Genomic DNA, 20,295 nt, shown 5'->3' with positions numbered 1-20,295 from the left:
CGAGGCCTGGTGCCGTACGCGACGGAAGGGACGGCATGTACGGCTGGATCTGGCGGCATCTGCCGGGAAACGCATGGCTGAGGGCACTGATTTCGCTGGTGCTCGTCTTCGCCGTGGTCTACGTGCTCTTCCAGTACGTCTTCCCGTGGGCGGAGCCCCTGCTGCCGTTCAACGACGTCACCGTGGACGGCCAGTGAGCGCCGCGGGCGGCCGCAGCCGCATCCTCGTCGTCGACAACTACGACAGCTTCGTCTTCAACCTCGTCCAGTACCTGTACCAGCTGGGTGCCGAGTGCGAGGTCCTGCGCAACGACGAGGTCGAACTGAAGCACGCGCAGGACGGCTTCGACGGCGTCCTGCTCTCGCCAGGGCCCGGCACCCCGGAGCACGCGGGCGTCTGCGTCGAGATGGTGCGGCACTGCGCCGCCACCGGCGTGCCCGTCTTCGGGGTCTGCCTCGGCATGCAGTCGATGGCGGTGGCGTACGGCGGTGTGGTGGACCGCGCCCCCGAGCTGCTGCACGGCAAGACCTCCCTCGTGCGCCACGAGGGCAAGGGCGTCTTCGCCGGACTCCCCTCGCCCTTCACCGCGACCCGCTACCACTCGCTGGCCGCCGAGCCTGCCACCGTCCCGGCCGAGCTCGAGGTCACCGCGCGTACGGAGGACGGCATCATCATGGGGCTGCGCCACCGCGAACTGGCCGTCGAGGGCGTGCAGTTCCACCCGGAGTCCGTGCTGACCGAGCACGGGCATCTGATGCTCGCCAACTGGCTGGTGGAGTGCGGCGACACCGGGGCCGTGGAGCGATCGAGCGGGCTCGCCCCGGTGGTGGGCAGGGCCACGGCGTGACCGCCCTGCGCCCCGAGCGCGACTCCTCCGGAGCCCCTGACGGCGAGAACGTCGCGCACGGGGACTCCGCTGGTGATGCGCACGGGGACGCCGGTGCGTTCGCCGCGGCCGTCGACGACTTGGCCGACCCCCTCACCGATCCGCTGCCGGGACAGCATCCCTCGCCGTGGTTCCGCAGCGGCGCGGCCGCGGAGCCGCAGATCCCGCAGGAGCCCCAGGCTCAGGAACAGCCGCAGGAGCAGCCGCAGGAACAGGAGTGGTACGACCCCGAGGGGTACGTCCGCGACTGGTACGGGCCCCAGGCGCCCCAGGCGCAGCGTCAGGCGGCCTCCCCGCAGCCTCCGATGCCCGAACCGACGTACGAGCAGTTGTACGGCGCGTACGCCCCGGAGCAGCCCACACAGGCGTACGAGCCGATACCCGATGACGAGACGGTGGGCCTGCGGACGGCGGACACCCGCCGAATAGCGGAACCGGAGCGTGAGCCGGAGCCGGATTCGGAGCCGGAGCGCCCCACGGAAGGCCGGGCCGCCCGCCGCAAGGCCGCCAAGAAGGGCGGCGGCGCGGGGCCGCCTCCGCGCCCGACGTCGTCAGGGGCCCCGCTCTCCCGTCTGGAGGCCCGCCGTGCCGAACGCGCCCGCAGGCCGTCGCCGGGCGCCGTGCTCAGCCGGGGGATCGGCGAACTGTTCATCACCGTCGGCGTCCTGATGCTCCTGTTCGTCACCTACCAGCTGTGGTGGACGAACATCCGGGCCCACCAGCAGGCCAACAGCGCCGCCCACGAATTGCAGGACGACTGGGCCAAGGGCAAGGGCAAGCCGGGGTCCTTCGAGCCCGGCCAGGGCTTCGCCCTGCTGCACATCCCGAAGCTGGACGTCGTCGTCCCGGTCGCCGAGGGCATCGACAAGCAGCGGGTCCTCGACCGCGGCATGGTCGGTCACTACAACGAGGGCAGCACCAAGACCCCGATGCCGGACGCCAAGCAGGGCAACTTCGCGGTCGCGGGGCACCGCAACACCCACGGCGAGCCGTTCCGCTACATCAACCGTCTGGAGCCGGGCGACCCGATCGTGGTGGAGACGCAGGACAAGTACTTCGTCTACAAGATGGCGAGCATCCTGCCGCAGACCAGCCCCGGCAACACCGGTGTCATCGGCCCCGTTCCGCCCGGCTCGGGCTTCACCAAACCCGGGCGGTACATCACACTGACCACCTGCACCCCGGAATTCACGAGTAAGTATCGAATGATCGTCTGGGGCAAGATGGTCGAGGAACGGCCGCGCGGCAAGGGAAAGCCGAGCGTGCTCGTCAATTAGAACGGTGAGAACGGGGCACATCCAGTGGCAGCCACGACCGACCAGGACGAGAAGCGGGACGAGGCGCCCGCGCCCGCTCCGGCACCACGACGCGGGGGCCGCGGCCCCATCGCCACCGCCGTCAGCGTCTTCGGTGAACTGCTCATCACCGCGGGCCTGGTGCTCGGTCTCTTCGTCGTCTACTCGCTCTGGTGGACGAACGTCATAGCGGATCGTGAGGCGCACCGGCAGGGCGACCGGGTGCGCGACCGCTGGGCGGGCGGTCCCGGGAACATCGACACCAAGGACGGCATCGGCTTCCTGCACGTACCCGCGATGGGCGGCGGCGAGGTGCTGGTCAAGGCGGGCACCAGCAGCAAGGTGCTCAACGACGGTGTGGCCGGTTACTACAAGGACCCGGTCAAGTCGGCGCTCCCCCAGGACAAGGAAGGCAACTTCACGCTGGCCGCGCACCGCGACGGGCACGGCGCGAAGTTCCACAAGATCGACAAGCTCAAGAAGGGCGACGCGATCGTCTACGAGTCCCGGGACAAGTGGTACGTCTACAAGGTCTACAAGACGCTGCCCGAGACCTCGAAGTTCAACGTCAAGGTCCTCGACCAGGTCCCCAAGGAATCGGGCGTGAAGAAGCCGGGCCGCTACATCACGCTCACGACCTGCACGCCGGTCTACACCTCGCGCTACCGCTACATCGTCTGGGGCGAGCTGGAGCGGATCGAGAAGGTCGACAACAAGCGGACGCCGCCGGCGGAGCTGAAGTAAGCCGCCGGAGCTCGGCTAGGTTCCTTGGCCCCAGGCCTTGCAGGACTTTGCGACCTTCTTCCCGTCCATGACGGCAGCTTGTATGCCGATGTAGCTGAGCCCGTATTTCCCGGTCGACGCAGTGGTTTCCACGACGTCCTTCTTGTTGTAACCCTTGCGGTTGTGGTGCCAGCCCCAATAGCGAATCTTGCCGTCGTAATCCGTCTTCGAGATGAGACGGATTGCTACGTGCCGCTTGTCTTTCAGAGTGTCGTACGTCACGAAGGATATCTTCGCGCTGTTGTGGGTCCAGTTCTTGAAGTGGCCATACCCGTCGACCCCGTTGACCACGCAGTGTGCGCTTCCCTTGCTGCCAAGTGCATGCGCGTTGACTGTGGATGTTGCGATGAATATCGCCGCCGCCGTGGCTCCGACCGCTGCGATGCGCTGACTCGTCTTCTGCATAAGTGAAAGCTATCACTCCCAAGTCGGTGTTGATCAAGTTGCTTTTTAGTCGCTCGTCAGGGGTGAAAGGTCTGTCAGTGGTAAAGGAATGCCCGGCACACCTGGATCGGTGTGCCGGGCATTTCTCTTTGACTGGTGCGAGTGCGACCGCTTTCTTCTTCGGGTCAGTCCCTGTTGTGACGGCCCCAGTCACCCATGCCCTCGACGAAGCCGCCTCCACCGTCTCCGCCGTCTCCGCCATCGCCGTTCCCACCGTTGCCGTTGCCGCCGGCGGTGGTCAGGTTGATCGCGGTGCCCGGTGCGGCCTTCTCACCGGCGCCGGGCTGGGACAGGACCACGAGGGCGTCGTCGTCCTGCGGGCCCTGGATGTTGCCGACCGTCAGGCCCGCGCCTTCGATGGCCTTGCGGGCGTCCTTGAGCTTCTGCCCCGTCAGCGGCGGGACGGTCGCCTCTTCGGCCTTCTTAGCGACCTGGACGGTGACGGTGGAGCCGGGGTCGACCGGGCTGCCGGCCGAGGGCGTGGTCTGGACGACCTTGCCCTCCTCGACCTCCTCGCTGGCCACGTCCTGGCGCTGCGCGACGAGGTCATTGGCCTCGATCTGCTGCTTGGCCTCTTCCCAGGTCTTACCGGCCACGCTGGGGACGGTGCTCTGGGCCTTCTTCTTGGCGACGGTGAGCGTGATGGTCTCGCTCTTCTCCGCCTTGGTGTCGCCCTCAGGGTCCTGGCCGATGACCTTGCCGGGGGTCCGGTCGGACTCCTCGGTCTTCTGCTCGATGTTCGAGAAGCCCTTGTCTTCGAGCAGCTTCTTGGCCTCTGCGTAGCTCAGGCCCTGGACATCAGGAACAGCGATCTTCGGCGATCCTGTCGAGACGGTCACCGTGATCGTCTCGCCCTTCTTGATCTCGGTGTCCGCCGCCGGATCCTGGTCGCAGATCTCGCCCTTCGGATACTTCTCGCAGGGCTTCTTCTCGCCGATCTCCAGCTTCAGACCGATGTTCTCGGCCGACTCCTTGGCCGCCTCGTACTTCTCGCCCACGAAGTCCGGCGCCTTGGTGGTGCTGTCACCGCCGTCCCCGCTGAACGCCCACTTCCCGATGAGGATCGCTCCCACCAGGACGAGGACGCCCGCGAGGACGAGCAGCCACGTGGAGGTGTTGCTCTTCTTCTGGCGGCGGCCGTGGCCGCCTTCGTCGTAGCCGTAACCCCCGTCGTCGGGGTTGACCGGCGGCATCATGGACGTCTGGCCGCCGCCGTTCTGCGGGCGCAGCATCGCCGTCTGCTGGTCGTCCGGGCCGCCGTAGCCGACCGCGCCCATGGCGGCGGTGGCCGCGACGGGCTGGCCGTCCAGGCACGCCTCGATGTCGGCGCGCATCTCGTCGGCCGACTGGTAGCGGTAGTCCGGGTCCTTCGTGAGCGCCTTGAGGACGATCGCGTCCATCTCGGGCGTGATCTCGTTGTCGAAGACGCTCGGGGCCTGCGGCTCTTCCCGTACGTGCTGGTAGGCGACCGCGACCGGGGAGTCCCCGACGAACGGCGGCCGGACGGTGAGGAGCTCGTAGAGGAGGCAACCGGTGGAGTAGAGGTCCGAGCGGGCGTCGACCTGCTCGCCCTTGGCCTGCTCCGGCGAGAGGTACTGCGCCGTGCCGATGACCGCGGCGGTCTGCGTCATCGTCATGCCGGAGTCGCCCATCGCGCGGGCGATGCCGAAGTCCATGACCTTGACCTGGCCGTTGCGCGTCAGCATGACGTTCGCGGGCTTGATGTCGCGGTGCACGATGCCGTTGCGGTGCGAGTACTCCAGGGCCTGGAGGATGCCGATCGTCATCTCCATGGCCCGCTCGGGCAGCAGCTTGCGGCCGGAGTGCAGCAGTTCGCGCAGCGTGGAGCCGTCGACGTACTCCATCACGATGTACGGGATGGAGACCCCGTCGACGTAGTCCTCGCCGGTGTCGTAGACCGCGACGATCGCCGGGTGGTTGAGCGAGGCGGCAGACTGGGCCTCACGGCGGAACCGGGCCTGGAAGGACGGGTCACGAGCGAGGTCCACCCGCAGCGTCTTCACCGCCACGGTGCGGCCGAGCCGGGTGTCGTGCGCGAGGTACACCTCGGCCATGCCACCACGGCCGAGCACCTGGCCCAGCTCGTACCGGCCGCCGAGGCGACGCGGCTCTTCCATAGCTAATCCAGCCCTCTCCGTCGGTCCCGACCGCACCGTTGTGTGGTCCGGCGGTGTGCTGTCCGGGCATACCGTACCCGGCTCGAGTTGCGTGACCCGGCCGCGACCGTCACCCGATATCGGACCGGTACCGCAACGTGCACCGATGTGGAGAGGCCGTGACGGGGGTCACTTCTTGCTGTCGATGACTGCCTTCATCACGTCCTTGGCGATGGGAGCGGCGAGGCCACCACCGGAGATGTCCTGGCGGCTGGCGCCGCTGTCCTCCACCACCACGGCGACGGCGACCGGCGAACCGGAGTCCGTCTTCGCGTACGAGATGAACCAGGCGTACGGGTTCTTGCTGTTCGCGACGCCGTGCTGTGCCGTACCCGTCTTGCCGCCCACGGTGACGCCCGGGATCCTGGCGTTGGTTCCGGTGCCCTTCTCGACGACCGTCTCCATCATTTCCTGGAGCTTCTGGGCGTTCTCCTTCGACAGCGGCTCGCTCATCTCCTTGGGCGAGTGCTTCTCGATGGTGTCCAGGTTGCGGGCCTGCAGTTCGCTGACCATGTACGGCTCCATGAGCTTGCCGTCGTTGGCGATCGCGGAGGTGACCATGGCCATCTGCAGGGGCGTCGTGGCGGTCTCGAACTGGCCGATGGAGGACAGCGCGGTCTGCGGCTTGTCCATGTCCTCGGGGAAGTTGGAGGCGTTGGAGCGGACCGGCGTGAACTGCTCGGAGTTGAAGCCGAACTTCTTCGCCGTCTCCAGCATCTTGTCCTTGCCGAGATCGGAGCCGATCTTGCCGAAGACGGTGTTGCAGGAGACCCGCAGCGCCTCGCGCAGCGTGGCGTTCTTGCAGGGCAGGTCGCCCTCGTTCTTCAGCGGCTGCGTGGTGTTCGGCATCGTCCACGGAAGGGGCGAGTCCGTCTTGCTGTCGATGTCGGTGTACAGGCCGTGCTCGAGGGCGGCCGCCGCCGTGACCACCTTGAAGGTGGAGCCGGGCGGGTAGGTCTCGCGCAGCGCGCGGTTGACCAGCGGCTTGTCCTTGTTCTTGTCGAGGTCGAGGAACTTCTGGGCCTCGTCGTCGGTGTTGCCCGCGAAGTCCCCCGGGTCGTACGACGGAGTGGAGGCGAGCGCCAGGATCGCGCCCGTGGACGGGTCGATCGCGGCGACGGCGCCCTTGCCCTTGCTCTTCAGACCGTCGTACGCGGCCTTCTGCGCGGCGGAGTTGAGGGTGGTGACGACATTGCCGCCCTCCTTCTTCTCGCCGGTCAGCATGTCCAGCGTGCGGCGGAAGAAGAGCCGGTCGTCGTTGCCGGTGAGGATGCCGTCGTCGATGTTCTCCAGCTGGTTGGCGCCGATGCGCTGCGAGGAGTAGCCGGTGACGGGGGCCCACATGGGCCCGTCCTTCCAGGTGCGCTTGTACTTCAGGTCGCTGCCCGGGGTGGCCTTTGAACCGGTGATGGGCTTGCCGTCGACGATGATGTCGCCGCGCGGCTGGGCGTACCGCTCGATGGTGACGCGGCGGTTCTTCTCGTGCTTGGCCAGGGAGTCGGCCTGGACGTACTGCAGCCAGTTGTCCCGGGCGAGCAGGGCCAGGACGAGGAGCCCGCAGAAGATCGCGATCCGGCGCAGGGGCTTGTTCACGGTCGGACCACCTGGGTCATCTCAGCGTCGGGGTTCGGTGCGGGGGACGGGGCGGGCCGCCGAGCGGTGTCGCTGATCCGGATCAGGATGCCGATCAGGGCCCAGTTGGCGATGACGGAGGAACCGCCGTACGCCAGGAAGGGCATGGTCATACCCGTCAGCGGGATCAGGCCCATGACGCCGCCGGAGACGACGAAGACCTGGATGGCGAAGGCTCCGGAGAGGCCGATCGCCAGGAGCTTGCCGAACGGGTCGCGGGCGGCGAGCGCCGTGCGCACGCCGCGCTCCACGATCAGGCCGTAGATCAGCAGGATCGCCATGACGCCCGCCAGACCCATCTCCTCGCCGAAGGTGGCGAGGATGAAGTCGGAGTTGGCGGCGAAGCCGATGAGGTCGGAGTTGCCCTGGCCGAGGCCGGTGCCGAGGACGCCGCCGGAGCCGAAGGCCATCAGCGACTGGGCGATCTGGTCGGTCTGGGCGATGGTCTCCGGGGCGAACGGGTTCAGCCAGGCGTCCACACGCTGCTGCACGTGGGGCTCGAAAGAGGCCACGCCGACCGCGCCGACGGCGGACATCAGCAGACCGAAGACGATCCAGCTGGTGCGCTCCGTGGCGACGTACAGCATCACGACGAACATGCCGAAGAACAGCAGCGACGTACCGAGGTCGGTCTCGAAGACCAGGATCAGGATCGAGATCGCCCAGACGACGATGATCGGGCCGAGGTCGCGGCCGCGCGGCAGGTACAGGCCCATGAAGCGGCGGCTGGCCAGGGCGAGCGCGTCCCGCTTCACCATCAGATATCCGGCGAAGAAGATCGCGATGACGATCTTCGCGAACTCACCGGGCTGGATGGAGAAACCACCGACCCGGATCCAGATCTTGGCGCCGAACACGTTCATGCCGAGGCCCGGCACGAGCGGAAGGAGCAGCAGGACGATCGCGCCGACCATGGAGATGTACGTGTAGCGCTGCAGGACGCGGTGGTCCTTGAGCAGGAGCAGCACGCCGACGAAGAGGGCGACGCCGATCGCCGAGTACATCAGCTGGTTCGGCGCGGCCTCGACGAAGTTCTTGCGCTGCTGGAGCTTCTCCGACTGGTCGAGGCGCCAGATGATCACCAGACCGAGTCCGTTGAGCAGCGTCGCCAGCGGCAGCAGCAGCGGATCGGCGTACGCGGCGAACTTGCGTACGACGATGTGGCCGACGCCGGCCAGGAGACCGAGCCCCAGGCCGTAGCCGAGCATGCCCGTGGGGACCTTGCCGTCAAGGGCGAGGCCCACGTTCATGTAGGCGAACAGCGGGATGACGACCGCGAACGCGAGCAGCGCGAGCTCGGTGTTGCGCCGGCTCGGCGCCCCGATCGCGCCGATCGTCGACGTGTGTGTAGTACTGCTCATGGCGTGCAAGGGCCCCCAACGGCTGCTTACTGCTTACCGCACAGCGGGACCAGCTTCTGCTCATCGTCGGAGAGGCTGGGGCCGGGTGTGGGAGTCGGCGCGGTCTTGGACTTGTTCTTGTCGGTCTTGTCGGTCTCGGTCGGGTTGCCGGTCGGGGCGTTCTCCTCGACCCTGCCGGGCGCGCCCTCGTCCTTGCCGGACTTGTCCTTCTTCGCGCGCTCCGCCGCATCGCGGCGCTCCGCGTCCTTCTTGCACGCGGAGGCCTGCAGGCCCAGCTCCTCGACCTTGCCCTTGGCGTCGTCGAGGTTGTCCTCGGGGATGGTCCCCTCGACCTGCTTGCGCTGGTACGGCGGCAGGTACTTGAGTTCGATCTCGGGGTGGTCCCGCTCCACCTTCGACAGGCTGACCCAGGCCAGATCCTGGTCGATGCCGCGGTAGAGAGCGATGTGCTTGTCCTTCGTGCCCACGTAGTACTGGGTCTGCGTCCAGCGGTAGCCGCCGTAGAGACCACCGGCGATGACCGCGAGCGCGAGGACCACGTAGAGGGATCTCTTGATCCACTTGCGGCCGCCGCGGGGCTTCACGAAGTCCTCGTCGTCGTACGCGCCGAAGCCGCCCTCGGGGGCGTACCCCGTGGTGTCACCGCTTCCCGGAGGGCCGAAGCCGCCTCCGGAGGGCTGCGGCGGCACCGGGCGGCCGAGCCCGGAGGCGCGGCCCGCGGGCGTCTGCATGGCGCCGTCGTCCTGCGCCTGGAGCTGGTTCTCGGCGACCGCGCCGACCACCACGGGGGTGTCGGACAGCTGACCCGCGAGGGTGTCGCCGCTGTCGATGTCCAGGACGTCGGCGACGATCACCGTGATGTTGTCGGGGCCGCCGCCGCGCAGCGCGAGCTGGATCAGCTCCTGCACGGTCTCCTGGGGGCCCTGGTAGCTGGCGAGGGTGTCTTCCATCGTCTGGTGGGAGACGACGCCCGACAGACCGTCCGAGCAGATCAGATAGCGGTCACCGGCGCGGACCTCACGGATGGAGAGGTCCGGCTCGACGTGGTCGCCGCTGCCCAGCGCGCGCATGAGGAGGGACCTCTGCGGGTGCGTGGTGGCCTCTTCCTCGGTGATGCGGCCCTCGTCGACCAGGCGCTGCACCCAGGTGTGGTCCTGCGTGATCTGCGTCAGGACGCCGTCCCGCAGGAGGTACGCGCGCGAGTCGCCGACATGCACGAGGCCGAGGCGCTGGCCCGTCCACAGGAGGGCGGTCAGGGTGGTCCCCATGCCCTCGAGCTGGGGGTCCTCCTCGACCATGATCCGCAACTGGTCGTTGGCCCGCTGCACGGCCGTGCCGAGCGAGGTGAGGATGTCCGAGCCCGGTACGTCGTCGTCGAGCGCGACGATCGTCGAGATCACCTCGGAACTCGCCACTTCGCCCGCGGCCTGGCCCCCCATGCCGTCGGCGATCGCGAGGAGACGTGGTCCGGCGTAACCGGAGTCCTCGTTCCCCTCCCGGATCATGCCTTTGTGCGATCCGGCGGCGAAGCGCAAAGACAGACTCATGCGCACCTCGCCCGTCGGCTCCGGGTACATCCGCACGGTGCCCACCCTCCGGTCGGGAGCGCGCTGGCGTCCAGTGACTGGACCGCGTCGGCTCGCTCGCTCCGCTCGCTCATTGTCGTACTACTTCCGCAGCTCGATGACGGTCTTGCCGATGCGGATCGGCGCGCCGAGGGGAACGGGCGTCGGGGTGGTGAGTCGGGTCCGGTCGAGATACGTGCCGTTGGTGGACCCGAGATCCTCGACGATCCACTGGCCGTCCCGGTCCGGGTAGATCCTGGCATGCCTGCTGGAGGCGTAGTCGTCGTCCAGCACGATCGTGGAATCGTGCGCACGGCCCAGCGAGATGGTCTGCCCCTGCAGCGCGACCGTCGTCCCGGCGAGGATGCCCTCGGAGACGACCAGCTTGCTGGGGGCGCCGCGGCGCTGGCGGCCGCCACCGCCCTGCTGGCGCTGCTGCGGCGGTGCGGCGGCCTGCTGTTGCCGGGCGGCCTGCTGTGGCCGCTCTCGGCGCGAACCGCGCTGTGTGACGCGCGTTCCGAACAGGTCGCTGCGGATGACCTGGACGGCCACGATCACGAACAGCCACAGAACGGCTAGAAAACCTAGCCGCATGACCGTCAGGGTCAGCTCTGACATTGCCCCCGCTTCACCCTTCGGCTTGCCGGTAAACGATGGTGGTTTGGCCCACGACGATCCGCGAACCGTCGCGGAGCGTAGCGCGGGTGGTGTGCTGCCCGTCTACCACGATGCCGTTGGTAGACCCGAGATCCTGGATCGTCGAGGGCGTTCCGGTCCGGATCTCACAGTGCCGACGCGATACGCCGGGGTCGTCGATCCGCACATCGGCGTCGGTGCTGCGACCCAGCACCAGCGTCGGGCGGGAGATCTGATGGCGATTGCCGTTGATCTCGATCCAGCGCCGCACCTGCGCGCCCGGAAGTGGTCCGGCGCCGGGGCTCTGGGGCCTGCTCGGTGCCGGGGACTGGCCGCCTGGACGGCCGCCGCCGGGTGGTGGCGCGCTCGGCATGGGAGGTGCGCCCGCGCCACCGGGAGCTCCGGAGGGCGGTTGCGGATATCCGTAGCCGCCGCCCGCACCGCCTGCGCCGCCGCCCGCACCGCCGCTAGCGCCACGACTGGGCCCGGCAGGGCCGCCGGGGCCCGCGGGAGCTTGGTCGGGCCCCTGGGAGGAGCTGGAGGCGAGCGTGCGGCTGCGCACGCGGTACAGGCCGGTGTCGAGGTCCTCGGCCTTCTCCAGGTGGACCTTGATGGGGCCCATGAAGCTGTACCGCTGCTGCTTGGCGTAGTCGCGGACCATGCCGGAGAGCTCGTCCCCGAGCTGGCCCGAATACGGGCTCAGGCGCTCGAAGTCGGGTGCGCTGAGCTCGACGATGAAGTCGTTGGGGACGACGGTCCGCTCGCGGTTCCAGATCGTCGCGTTGTTGTCGCACTCGCGCTGGAGGGCGCCGGCGATCTCGACGGGCTGGACTTCGGACTTGAACACCTTGGCGAAGGTGCCGTTGACCAGACCTTCAAGTCGCTGCTCGAACTTCTTCAGGACTCCCATGGGGCACCTCCTCCGTCGTAGTCATCCTGGTACTGCTTACTGATCGTATCCACGCGCCGGGAAATCGGCTGGTTCCCCCTGTCCGCCCAGTCGACGAGTGTCGCCTCTCACAAGGCATGCCCGCACAGGGCTCCGGGGATCCTCCCAGGCCCCCTGACGGGACCCTGATCCTCGGCTCCGGAACCCCTCCGGGCAGCTGCTCGGGACGCCTGCTCGAGCCTCCTCTTCACAGGGATCGTAGAGGGGGCCTCAAGCCAGTGTCCCGCACCTGGCTGTGGACCTCGGCGAGCTCGGCCGGGGCGGGGGTGGGCGCTGGGCCGCTCCCGAGCCGGTCCCGGGTGGCTCCTGGGCCGTCTCAGGGTTGCCGTCGGGGGCCTGCTCAGGGTCACCGTCAGGGACCCGGTCAGGGCCCGGGCCCCTGGGCAGGTGCCCCCGAATACGGATGTGAATCCACCCTCTGCAGCGTGCTAATCTTCTCGATGTCAGCAGGCGCTCGCACCACACAGTGAGAGACCCGAAGACAACACCCATGCGCGGGTGGCGGAATAGGCAGACGCGCTGGATTCAGGTTCCAGTGCCCGAAAGGGCGTGGGGGTTCAACTCCCCCCTCGCGCACCATGAGGAAGCGGTCCTCGCTCGGACGAAAGTTCGGGCGGGGGCCGCTTCTTTTTGTGCTCCAGACCGTGGTCCAGGTCGTGCTCCAGGGCGGGCGGTGATGTATGTCACCGAAGTTTTCCACAGGCTCTGACGGCGATCGGCGAGCGGCAGTACCGTCGTGCCGAGTGCCAGTGGGTTGATCCACTGGGTCGATCGGTGGGGGCGATGGACATGGCGCAGCTTGGTGGGGCGGTTCCGGCGCAGCGGGGGCGGCAGCGGTCGCGGGAGCGGTCGGGGCCCCGGCTTCCCGGGGTCGCGGGGTTCGCCGAGTGGCCTGCTCAGGGGTCGCCCAGGGCCGAGGGCAAGGCGCTGCGGGCGCGGGTGCCCCGTTCCTCGCACGCGGAGTTCGCGGTGCACGACGAGCGGCCCGATCCCGTGGCCGCCGTGGTGGACTCCAACCGCAGCAGGCTCCCCGAGCTCGCGCCGATCCGGGTCGGCAGGATGTCGGCCTCGCCCTTCGCGTTCCTGCGCGGTTCGGCGGGACTCATGGCGTACGACCTCGCACGTACCCCGATGACCGGCGTCGGCGCGCAGATATGCGGAGACGCGCATGCGGCGAACTTCGGTCTGTACGCGGACGCGCGCGGCGGTCTCGTCATCGATCTGAACGACTTCGACGAGACGGCGCACGGCCCGTGGGAGTGGGACCTCAAGCGCCTCGCCGCCTCTTTGGTCCTCGCGGGGCGCGAGGCGGGGGCGAGCGAGTCCGTCTGCGGGGAGGCGGCGGTGGGCGCGGTGGGGGCGTACCGGCGGACCATGCGGCTGCTCGCGAAGCTGCCCGCGCTCGACGCGTGGAACGCCATCGCGGACGAGCAGCTCGTCTCGCACACCGACGCGCGTGACCTCGTCGGCACCCTGGAGCGGGTCTCGGAGAAGGCGCGGCACAACACGAGCGCCCGGTTCGCGGCGAAGGCCACGGAGCGGTTCGACGGGACCGACGGTGCTGTGGGGCGGCGCTTCGTCGACGCCCCGCCGGTGCTGCGGCGCGTGCCCGACGAGGAGGCGGCCGCGGTGGCGGGCTCGCTCGGCGGGTATCTGGGCACGCTGGCCGAGGACCGGCTGCCGCTGCTCGCGCGGTACGCGATCCAGGACGTGGCGTTCCGCGTCGTGGGCACGGGCAGCGTGGGACTGCGGTCCTACGTGGTGCTGCTGCTCGACCACCGGGGCGAGCCGCTGGTGCTCCAGGTGAAGGAGGCGCGGCCCTCCGCGCTGCTGCCGCATCTGCCGGTCGCGGGCTTCAAGGCGCCCGAGGCCACGCACGAGGGGCGCAGGGTGGTGCTCGGGCAGAAGCGGATGCAAGTGGTCAGCGACTTCCTGCTGGGCTGGGCGACGGTCGACGGACTGCCCTTCCAGGTACGGCAGTTCAGGAACCGCAAGGGCAGCGTGGACCCCGCGGCGCTGGCCGCCGACCAGATCGACGACTACGGCCGGATGACCGGCGCCCTGCTGGCCCGCGCCCACGCGCACAGCGCCGACCCGCGTCTCATAGCGGGGTACTGCGGCAAGAACGACGAGCTGGACGAGGCGGTGGGACGGTTCGCCACGGCGTACGCGGACCGGACGGAGGCGGATCACGCGCTGCTGGTGCGGGCGGTCAAGGAGGGGCGGATCGCCGCTGAGGCGGGGGTGTGACGAGGCGCGCGGGGCGTGGTGGGGGTGTGCGGGCGGGGCGGCTCGGCGGCTCTGTCCGGTGGCGCCGGTGGGTGGCCTAGGCTGGACAGGTGACGACCCCGGAAGCCGAGCCGACGCAGCCCGAAACCTCTGAGGCCCCTACGGGACAGGTCCCGGCGGGGGGCGAGGAAACGTCCCGGCCCGAGGCGCGTCTGGAGCGTGCGGTGCGCGCCGCCGAGCAGGCGCTGATCGAGTACGAGATCGCGCTGGAGACCTTCCGTGTGGAGGTGGAGAACTTCTCCCGTCTGCACCACCAGAAGCTCGGCCCGATGTACGCGCGGCTCGATGAACTCGACGCGCAGATCGCCGAGGCCACCGCGGCCCGTACGGGCGACCCCGAGGACCGGCGCAAGGCGGCGGAGGCCCGGGCGCGGGTGATGCCGATGCCGGGCGTCGAGGAGCTGTTCCACGGCTGGATGGACGCCGAGGGCCTGTACCCCGAGGCCGCCGCGATGCTGACGGACCAGTCGGTGCGGCCGCCGCAGCGGGTGCGTCCCGGCGAGGAGGCCCGCAAGCTCTACCGCGAGCTCGTCCGCAAGGCCCATCCGGACCTGGCACAGGAGGAGGGCGAGCGGAACCGGCGCGAGGAGTTCATCACCCGCGTCAACGCCGCGTACGCCCGTGGCGACGAGGCACTGCTGCGGGAGCTGTCCGAGGAGTGGGCGGCGGGGCCCGCGCCCGAGGTGCAGCCGCTCACCCGCAGCGAGGAGCTCTACGCACGGCTCGAATGGCTCGCCCAGCGCAAGGAGCTCCTCTCCGTGCTCGCCAAGGAGCTGGAGGAGGGCGCGATCGGCGGGATGCTGCGCCTTGCGCCGGACGACCCCGACACGCTCCTCGACGAGATCGCCGAGCAGCTGCTCGCACAGGTGGCCGAGCGTGAGGCCGAGCTGGAGCGGTTGACCGCGTAGGGGTCGGCGGCCCGTTCCCTTCGGGTAGCGTCGGGGGCATGGCTTTCGGATCTCAAGTGCCCACGGTCGGCGTCGATGACCTCGCGAACGGCGATTTCCTGCTGGACGTCCGCGAGGACGACGAATGGCAGGCGGGTCACGCCGAGGGCGCGCTGCACCTCCCCATGAGTGAATTCGTCGCCCGTTACGGTGAGTTGACCGAGGCCGCGCCGCAGGACGGCCGGGTCAACGTCATCTGCCGGTCCGGCGGGCGCTCCGCCCAGGTCACCATGTACCTGGGGCAGCAGGGCATCGAAGCGGTGAACGTCGCCGGTGGCATGGAGGCGTGGGCGGCCTCCGGCCGGCCCGTCGTCGACGACAAGGGCCAGCCGGGCACCGTCGTCTAGCAGCCGAGCGCGTGGGCGGCCAGCAGGTCGCCCAAGGCCTCCTCGTGCGCCGCCGCCGGGCCGAGCGAGAGCTCCAGCTGCTTGGCCCAGGCGTGGTAGCGGTGCAGGGGGTAGTCGGTGTCCGCGCCGAAGCCGCCGTGCAGGTGCTGGGCGGTCTGTACGACCCTGCGTACGCCGTCGGAGGCCCAGATCTTGGCGACGGCGACGTCTCCCGCGGTGGGCAGGGCGCCGTCGGCGCCGGTGCTGACGCGCCAGGCGGCCTGCCAGAGGGTGGCTTCCATCGCGCGCAGGTCGATGTAGCGGTCGGCGGCCTGCACGGCCACGGCCTGGAAGGTGGCCACGGGGTGGCCGAACTGCTCGCGCTTGCTGGTGTATTCGCTCGTCATGCGCAGCACGCCCTCGCCGAGGCCAAGGGCGAGCGCGCACGTGCCGGTGGCGAGCAGGTCGCGTAGTCCGTCCCAGGCGCCGTCGGCATCGATGACGTCCGACGCGGTGACGCGCACGGATTCCAGGTGGACTTCGCCGAGGCGTTCGCCGCTGGTGGAGACCTGCTCGGCGATGGTGAGGCCGGGCTGTTCGCGGGGGACGAGGGCGAGGACCGTACGTCCCTCGGGAGTGTGACCGGGCACGACGATCAGGTCGGCGTTCCGCGCCCAGGGCACGGCGGTCTGCAGCCCGTTCAGGACCCAGCTGTCGCCGTCGCGCTGCGCGGTGACGGCGAGCTCGGCGGGGTCGTGTCCGGTGCGGCCGCTGGCGGCGACCGTCAGGACGAGCTCCCCGCGGGCGGCCGCGGGGAGGACCCTTCGCTTCAACTCCTCGCCGCCATGGGCCCCTACGGCGTACGCGGCGGCGCCGCTCTCCAGGAGCGGGACCCGCGCGAGCACCTTCGCGGACTCGCGCAGGACCAGGCACAGGGCGATGGCGTCGAGGCCCACGCCGCCGTGCTCGGCGTCGACGAGCACGCCGAGCAGGTCGGCGTCGGCGAGCCGGGACCACAGGGCGCGGTCGAAGTCATCGGCGACCGCGCCGGGCGTGAGGGCCGGGCTCGGCACCGCGTCCGGCGCGACGTCGGCGAAGATCGCCTTCGCCGCCTCGACCACGGCCTGCTGTTCCTCGGTGAAGGTGAAGTCCACTGCCTGTCCTCCCGTGCACCGGCCGACCGACGTATCCGTCGCCTCTTCCGCCTCTTCGCATCTGACGGTCCGTCAAGATAGAACAGGTTCTAGAGGAAGGGAACAGGCAGGGCCTCGGCGGGACGGTGCGGGGTCAGCGGTCGAAGTCCAACTCCACGGTGTCCGTGGCCGGATGGGACTGGCACGCCAGCACGTATCCGGCCTCCGTCTCCTCCGGCTCCAGCGCGAAGTTGCGGTCCATCCGCACCTCGCCCGAGACCCGGAACGCCCGGCAGGTGCCGCACACCCCGCCCTTGCAGGCGTAGGGCGCGTCCGCGCGGTTGCGCAGGACCGTCTCCAGGAGGCTCTCGCCGTCCAGGACCGGCCAGGTGCCGGAGCGGCCGTCGAGGGTCGCCGTCACTGTGCTGTGCGCGGGCGCCGGGGTGGCGGGGGCCACGGGGGCGCCGCCGTCGTCCACGTGGAAGATCTCCTGGTGGATGCGCCGACGGGGCACGTCGAGGCCGCGCAGGGTCCGCTCGGCGCTCTGCACCAGGCCGAACGGGCCGCACAGGAACCACGCCTCGATCTCCGCCACGGGCAGCAACGCGGGCAGCAGCCCGGCGAGCCGCTCCTCGTCGAGCCGACCGGAGTCGAGCCCCGCCTGCTGCTCCTCGCGCGAGAGCACGGTCACCAGCTGGAACCGGTCGGGCCAGCGGTCCTTGAGGTCGGCGACCTCCTCCAGGAACATCGTCGAGGCGGCGGTGCGGTCGCTGCGTATGAGACAGAAGTCCGCCCGCGGCTCGCGCTCCAGGAGCGTCGTGACGATGGAGAGCACGGGGGTGATGCCGCTGCCGCCGACCACGGCCGCATAGCGTCCGGGCGCGGGGTCCAGGGTGAAGCGCCCGGCCGGGGTCATCACCTCGAGCTCGTCGCCGACGGCGACTTCCTTGAAGGCGTACGTCGAGAAGGCGCCGTCCTCGACGAGGCGCACGCCGACGCGCAGGGTCCGGGGCTCTCCCTGGGCGCCGGGGAGCGGCGCAGGGGAGCAGATCGAGTACGTACGCCGGATCTCGGTGCCGTCGACGAAGCGGCGGACGGCGAGGTGCTGGCCCGGTGTGAACGCGTACTCCTCCCGCAGCGGGGGCGGTACGTCGAAGGTCAGCGTCACGGAGTCGTCGGTGAGCCGGTCGACCGCCGCTACCCGGAGCGGGTGGAAGCGGGCCATCACAACTCCTTGAAGTGGTCGAAGGGTTCACGGCAGGACGCACAGCGGCGCAGGGCCTTGCAGGCCGTGGAGGAGAAGCGGCTGAGCAGTTCCGTGTCGGTGGATCCGCAGTGCGGGCAGCGGATGGACAGGCCCAGGGGGACCGGTCCTTCGGTCGCGTGGGAGCGCGGTGGGGCGATGCCGAACTCGGTGAGTTTGCGGCGGCCTTCGGCGCTGATGTCGTCCGTCGACCAGGCGGGGGAGAGCACGGTGCGCACCGAGACCTCGGCCATGCCGCGGTCGTGCAGGACCCGCTCTATGTCGGCGGACATGGCCTCGATGGCCGGGCAGCCCGTGTACGTGGGGGTCAGCTCGACGTCGACCTCGCCGGAGGGGAGGACCCGCACGCCGCGCACCACTCCGAGCTCGGCCAGGGTGAGCACGGGCAGCTCGGGGTCGGGCACCGAGCCCGCCAGGGCCAGGAGCTCCGCTTCGAGCGCGGTCGGCGCGGGGTGCGCTGTCGTCACCATGACGCCCCCGGGTGGCTGCGGTGCAGGTGCTGCATCTCGGCGAGCATCCGTCCGAAGGATTCCGTGTGCAGGCCCTGGCGGCCCGCGCCCGCCGCCCACGCGCCGGTCTGCGGGCCCGACGGCACGGTCAGCGTCGCCCGCTCGACGACGGCCGTCACCGAAGACGTCCAACTCGCGCGCATGGCCTCCCAGTCCACGTCCACGCCCGCCACCGGCTGGAACATCTCTCCGGTGAAGCGCCACAGTGCGTCGAGTCCGCGCTGGGCCCTGGCGTGGCTCTCGGGGGTGCCGTCGCCGAGGCGCAGGGTCCACTGCTCGGCATGGTCCTGGTGGTAGGCGACCTCCTTGACGGCCTTCGCCGCCAGGGGGGCCAGCTCGCCTTCGCCGGTCGCCAACTGCCCGTACAACAGGGATTGGTAGGTGGAGAAGTAGAGCTGGCGGGCGATGGTGTGCGCGAAGTCGCCGTTCGGCTGCTCGACCAGCTGGAGGTTCTGGAAGGCGCGCTCCTCGCGGAGGTACGCCAGCTCGTCCTCGTCGCCCGCCAGGGAGAGCAGGATGCGGGCCTGGCCGAGCAGGTCGAGTGCGATGTTCGCCAGGGCGACTTCCTCTTCGAGGACGGGCGCGTGACCTGCCCACTCCCCCAGGCGGTGCGAGAGCACCAGTGCGTCGTCTCCCAGGGGCAGGGCGGGGAGGGCCGGGGCGTCGGCTGCGGTGGTCACAGGTGCTTCACCCCCTCCGGGATGTCGTAGAACGTCGGGTGGCGATACGGCTTGTCGCCCGCGGGTTCGAAGAAGGAGTCCTTCTCGTCCGGCGAGGAGGCGGTGATCTCGGTGGACGGCACGACCCAGAGGGAGACGCCTTCGCTCCTGCGGGTGTACAGATCGCGGGCGTTGCGCAGGGCCATCTCCGCGTCCGGGGCGTGCAGGCTGCCCGCGTGGGTGTGCGAGAGCCCGCGGCGGGAGCGCACGAACACCTCCCACAGTGGCCAGTCGGTCGAGCTGCTCATGCCGTCGCCTTTCCGTGCTTCGCGGCATAGGCGGCCGCGGCGTCCCTGACCCAGGCGCCCTCGTCGTGGGCGCGCTTGCGCTGGGTGATGCGCTGTTCGTTACAGGGTCCGTTGCCCTTGAGGACGTCCCAGAACTCGGTCCAGTCGATCGGGCCGAAGTCGTGGTGCCCGCGCGACTCGTTCCACACCAGGTCCGGGTCCGGGAGGGTGAGGCCGAGCGACTCGGCCTGGGGGACGCAGATGTCCACGAAGCGCTGGCGCAGCTCGTCGTTCGAATGGCGCTTGATCTTCCACGTCATCGACTGCTCGGAGTGCGAGGACTCGTCGTCGGGCGGGCCGAACATCATCAGCGAGGGCCACCACCAGCGGTCCACCGCGTCCTGTGCCATGTCGTGCTGGGCCTGGGTGCCGCGGCTGAGGGCGAGCAGCGATTCGTACCCCTGGCGCTGGTGGAAGGACTCCTCCTTGCAGACGCGGACCATCGCGCGGGCGTAAGGCCCGTAGGAACAGCGGCACAGGGGGACCTGGTTGGTGATCGCGGCGCCGTCCACGAGCCAGCCGATCGCGCCGACGTCCGCCCAGGTCAGCGTGGGGTAGTTGAAGATCGATGAGTACTTCTGGCGGCCCGAGTGCAGCTTGTCGAGCAGCTCGTCCCTGCCGGTGCCGAGCGTCTCGGCGGCGCTGTACAGATACAGGCCGTGCCCGGCCTCGTCCTGCACCTTGGCCATGAGGATCGCCTTGCGCCGCAGGGAGGGGGCGCGGGTGATCCAGTTGGCCTCCGGCTGCATGCCGATGATCTCGGAGTGGGCGTGCTGCGCGATCTGCCTGACCAGTGACGCGCGATAGGCGTCCGGCATCCAGTCGCGCGGCTCGATGCGCTCGTCGGCGGCGACCGCCGCGTCGAAGACGGCCTGGTGCGCCGCGGCGGCTTCCTGTTCCGCCGAGCGCGCGGCCGGGGACCCGGCCTCGTCCGGCTCCGTCCCCGCCGCCTGATGTGCGGCTGCTGTCGCCATCTCGGTCCCCCTAGACCTGAGCGAACCGCCCGACCGATCGTTCGGTTCGTTGAATTCAATGGTGCGGCTCGCCGCCATAAGGTGTCAACCCTGTGGATAACTTCACGGACGCTGTGCGC

Annotated in this window: 20 protein-coding genes and 1 tRNA gene; 8 read left to right on the top strand and 13 right to left on the bottom strand. The window is 69.8% G+C overall.

Annotated elements, in window-relative coordinates; genetic code table 11:
• The first annotated feature begins 35 nt into the window (after window positions 1-35).
• Genes CP970_RS21060 through CP970_RS21045 form a run of 4 tightly spaced genes read left to right on the top strand, consistent with a single transcriptional unit; the run spans window position 36 to window position 2,925 of the window.
• Complete coding sequence (locus tag CP970_RS21060) at window positions 36-197, top strand: hypothetical protein (RefSeq protein WP_098243663.1); 162 nt, start codon at window positions 36-38, stop codon at window positions 195-197.
• Window positions 194-847, top strand: coding sequence for an aminodeoxychorismate/anthranilate synthase component II (locus CP970_RS21055; protein WP_055546542.1), 654 nt, complete (start codon window positions 194-196; stop codon window positions 845-847). Before CP970_RS21060 ends, CP970_RS21055 begins: the two co-directional genes overlap by 4 nt.
• The gene (locus tag CP970_RS21050) at window positions 844-2,163 is read left to right on the top strand and encodes a class E sortase (protein WP_055546540.1); all 1,320 of its coding nucleotides are present in this window, start codon (window positions 844-846) and stop codon (window positions 2,161-2,163) included. Before CP970_RS21055 ends, CP970_RS21050 begins: the two co-directional genes overlap by 4 nt.
• 24 nt (window positions 2,164-2,187) lie before the next feature.
• Entirely contained in the window at window positions 2,188-2,925 is a 738-nt protein-coding gene (locus CP970_RS21045; RefSeq protein ID WP_055546538.1) for a class E sortase, read from the top strand.
• Between the two features lie 15 nt (window positions 2,926-2,940).
• Here CP970_RS21045 and CP970_RS21040 read toward each other — a convergent pair whose 3' ends face one another.
• The 7 genes from CP970_RS21040 to CP970_RS21005 form a co-directional block, all read right to left on the bottom strand.
• Complete coding sequence (locus CP970_RS21040) at window positions 2,941-3,369, bottom strand: hypothetical protein (RefSeq protein WP_150493697.1); 429 nt, start codon at window positions 3,367-3,369, stop codon at window positions 2,941-2,943.
• A gap of 164 nt (window positions 3,370-3,533) precedes the next feature.
• A complete protein-coding gene (pknB, locus tag CP970_RS21035; protein WP_055546534.1) occupies window positions 3,534-5,546 on the bottom strand; it encodes a Stk1 family PASTA domain-containing Ser/Thr kinase in 2,013 nt (670 codons plus the stop codon).
• 168 nt (window positions 5,547-5,714) lie between these two features.
• On the bottom strand, window positions 5,715-7,178 hold the full coding sequence (locus CP970_RS21025; RefSeq protein WP_055546532.1) for a peptidoglycan D,D-transpeptidase FtsI family protein: 1,464 nt from the start codon (window positions 7,176-7,178) through the stop codon (window positions 5,715-5,717).
• Window positions 7,175-8,578 carry an FtsW/RodA/SpoVE family cell cycle protein gene (locus CP970_RS21020; protein WP_055546529.1) on the bottom strand — a complete coding sequence of 468 codons (1,404 nt, stop codon included), beginning with the start codon at window positions 8,576-8,578 and terminating at the stop codon, window positions 7,175-7,177. The genes CP970_RS21025 and CP970_RS21020 overlap by 4 nt, the downstream gene beginning before the upstream one ends.
• A gap of 26 nt (window positions 8,579-8,604) precedes the next feature.
• Window positions 8,605-10,125 (bottom strand): Stp1/IreP family PP2C-type Ser/Thr phosphatase, encoded by a 1,521-nt coding sequence (locus CP970_RS21015; RefSeq protein WP_224058577.1) that lies wholly within the window; start codon window positions 10,123-10,125, stop codon window positions 8,605-8,607.
• A 120-nt stretch (window positions 10,126-10,245) separates the two neighbouring features.
• Entirely contained in the window at window positions 10,246-10,761 is a 516-nt protein-coding gene (locus tag CP970_RS21010) for an FHA domain-containing protein FhaB/FipA (RefSeq protein WP_055546525.1), read from the bottom strand.
• A gap of 10 nt (window positions 10,762-10,771) precedes the next feature.
• A complete protein-coding gene (locus CP970_RS21005; RefSeq protein ID WP_055546523.1) occupies window positions 10,772-11,689 on the bottom strand; it encodes an FhaA domain-containing protein in 918 nt (305 codons plus the stop codon).
• Window positions 11,690-12,220: 531 nt separating this feature from the next.
• Between CP970_RS21005 and CP970_RS21000 the strand changes: the two genes are divergently transcribed.
• The 4 genes from CP970_RS21000 (at window position 12,221) to CP970_RS20985 (ending at window position 15,311) form a co-directional block, all read left to right on the top strand.
• A tRNA-Leu gene (locus CP970_RS21000) sits at window positions 12,221-12,307 on the top strand.
• Window positions 12,308-12,517: 210 nt separating this feature from the next.
• Window positions 12,518-13,978: a DUF2252 domain-containing protein gene (locus CP970_RS20995; protein WP_224058575.1), complete on the top strand. Its 1,461-nt coding sequence runs from the start codon at window positions 12,518-12,520 to the stop codon at window positions 13,976-13,978.
• A gap of 89 nt (window positions 13,979-14,067) precedes the next feature.
• Window positions 14,068-14,925, top strand: coding sequence for a hypothetical protein (locus tag CP970_RS20990; protein WP_055553354.1), 858 nt, complete (start codon window positions 14,068-14,070; stop codon window positions 14,923-14,925).
• Window positions 14,926-14,981: 56 nt separating this feature from the next.
• Window positions 14,982-15,311: a rhodanese-like domain-containing protein gene (locus CP970_RS20985; RefSeq protein ID WP_055553356.1), complete on the top strand. Its 330-nt coding sequence runs from the start codon at window positions 14,982-14,984 to the stop codon at window positions 15,309-15,311.
• On the opposite strand, the gene CP970_RS20980 is transcribed toward CP970_RS20985, so the two are convergent.
• From CP970_RS20980 to paaA, 6 genes are all read right to left on the bottom strand, one after another.
• Window positions 15,308-16,444, bottom strand: a complete 1,137-nt coding sequence (locus tag CP970_RS20980; RefSeq protein ID WP_055553358.1) for an acyl-CoA dehydrogenase family protein — start codon at window positions 16,442-16,444, stop codon at window positions 15,308-15,310. The genes CP970_RS20985 and CP970_RS20980 overlap by 4 nt on opposite strands.
• Before the next feature lie 133 nt (window positions 16,445-16,577).
• Window positions 16,578-17,648, bottom strand: a complete 1,071-nt coding sequence (locus CP970_RS20975) for a 2Fe-2S iron-sulfur cluster-binding protein (RefSeq protein ID WP_055553360.1) — start codon at window positions 17,646-17,648, stop codon at window positions 16,578-16,580.
• Window positions 17,648-18,157, bottom strand: coding sequence for a 1,2-phenylacetyl-CoA epoxidase subunit PaaD (gene paaD, locus CP970_RS20970; protein WP_055553362.1), 510 nt, complete (start codon window positions 18,155-18,157; stop codon window positions 17,648-17,650). The genes CP970_RS20975 and paaD overlap by 1 nt, the downstream gene beginning before the upstream one ends.
• Window positions 18,151-18,876 carry a 1,2-phenylacetyl-CoA epoxidase subunit PaaC gene (paaC, locus tag CP970_RS20965; protein ID WP_055553364.1) on the bottom strand — a complete coding sequence of 242 codons (726 nt, stop codon included), beginning with the start codon at window positions 18,874-18,876 and terminating at the stop codon, window positions 18,151-18,153. The genes paaD and paaC overlap by 7 nt, the downstream gene beginning before the upstream one ends.
• A complete protein-coding gene (gene paaB / locus CP970_RS20960; RefSeq protein WP_055553366.1) occupies window positions 18,873-19,163 on the bottom strand; it encodes a 1,2-phenylacetyl-CoA epoxidase subunit PaaB in 291 nt (96 codons plus the stop codon). Before paaB ends, paaC begins: the two co-directional genes overlap by 4 nt.
• Complete coding sequence (gene paaA / locus CP970_RS20955) at window positions 19,160-20,176, bottom strand: 1,2-phenylacetyl-CoA epoxidase subunit PaaA (protein WP_055553368.1); 1,017 nt, start codon at window positions 20,174-20,176, stop codon at window positions 19,160-19,162. Before paaA ends, paaB begins: the two co-directional genes overlap by 4 nt.
• Window positions 20,177-20,295: the final 119 nt, after the last annotated feature.

The organism is Streptomyces kanamyceticus, assembly GCF_008704495.1.
Taxonomy (GTDB): Bacteria; Actinomycetota; Actinomycetes; order Streptomycetales; family Streptomycetaceae; genus Streptomyces; species Streptomyces kanamyceticus.
Note: the sequence above shows the minus strand (reverse complement) of the source record. Positions and strands in the feature narration are given on the sequence as shown.

What these genes read in the sequence shown, in the direction of transcription:
- paaD (WP_055553362.1), bottom strand. Translation starts at nt 18,157, where the DNA reads ATGGTGACGACAGCGCACCCCGCGCCGACCGCGCTCGAAGCGGAGCTC.
- paaB (WP_055553366.1), bottom strand. Translation starts at nt 19,163, where the DNA reads ATGAGCAGCTCGACCGACTGGCCACTGTGGGAGGTGTTCGTGCGCTCC.
- CP970_RS21060 (WP_098243663.1), top strand. Translation starts at nt 36, where the DNA reads ATGTACGGCTGGATCTGGCGGCATCTGCCGGGAAACGCATGGCTGAGG.
- CP970_RS20995 (WP_224058575.1), top strand. Translation starts at nt 12,518, where the DNA reads ATGGCGCAGCTTGGTGGGGCGGTTCCGGCGCAGCGGGGGCGGCAGCGG.
- CP970_RS20975 (WP_055553360.1), bottom strand. Translation starts at nt 17,648, where the DNA reads ATGGCCCGCTTCCACCCGCTCCGGGTAGCGGCGGTCGACCGGCTCACC.
- CP970_RS21040 (WP_150493697.1), bottom strand. Translation starts at nt 3,369, where the DNA reads ATGCAGAAGACGAGTCAGCGCATCGCAGCGGTCGGAGCCACGGCGGCG.
- CP970_RS21005 (WP_055546523.1), bottom strand. Translation starts at nt 11,689, where the DNA reads ATGGGAGTCCTGAAGAAGTTCGAGCAGCGACTTGAAGGTCTGGTCAAC.
- CP970_RS21020 (WP_055546529.1), bottom strand. Translation starts at nt 8,578, where the DNA reads ATGAGCAGTACTACACACACGTCGACGATCGGCGCGATCGGGGCGCCG.
- paaA (WP_055553368.1), bottom strand. Translation starts at nt 20,176, where the DNA reads ATGGCGACAGCAGCCGCACATCAGGCGGCGGGGACGGAGCCGGACGAG.
- pknB (WP_055546534.1), bottom strand. Translation starts at nt 5,546, where the DNA reads ATGGAAGAGCCGCGTCGCCTCGGCGGCCGGTACGAGCTGGGCCAGGTG.
- CP970_RS21010 (WP_055546525.1), bottom strand. Translation starts at nt 10,761, where the DNA reads ATGTCAGAGCTGACCCTGACGGTCATGCGGCTAGGTTTTCTAGCCGTT.
- CP970_RS21015 (WP_224058577.1), bottom strand. Translation starts at nt 10,125, where the DNA reads ATGAGTCTGTCTTTGCGCTTCGCCGCCGGATCGCACAAAGGCATGATC.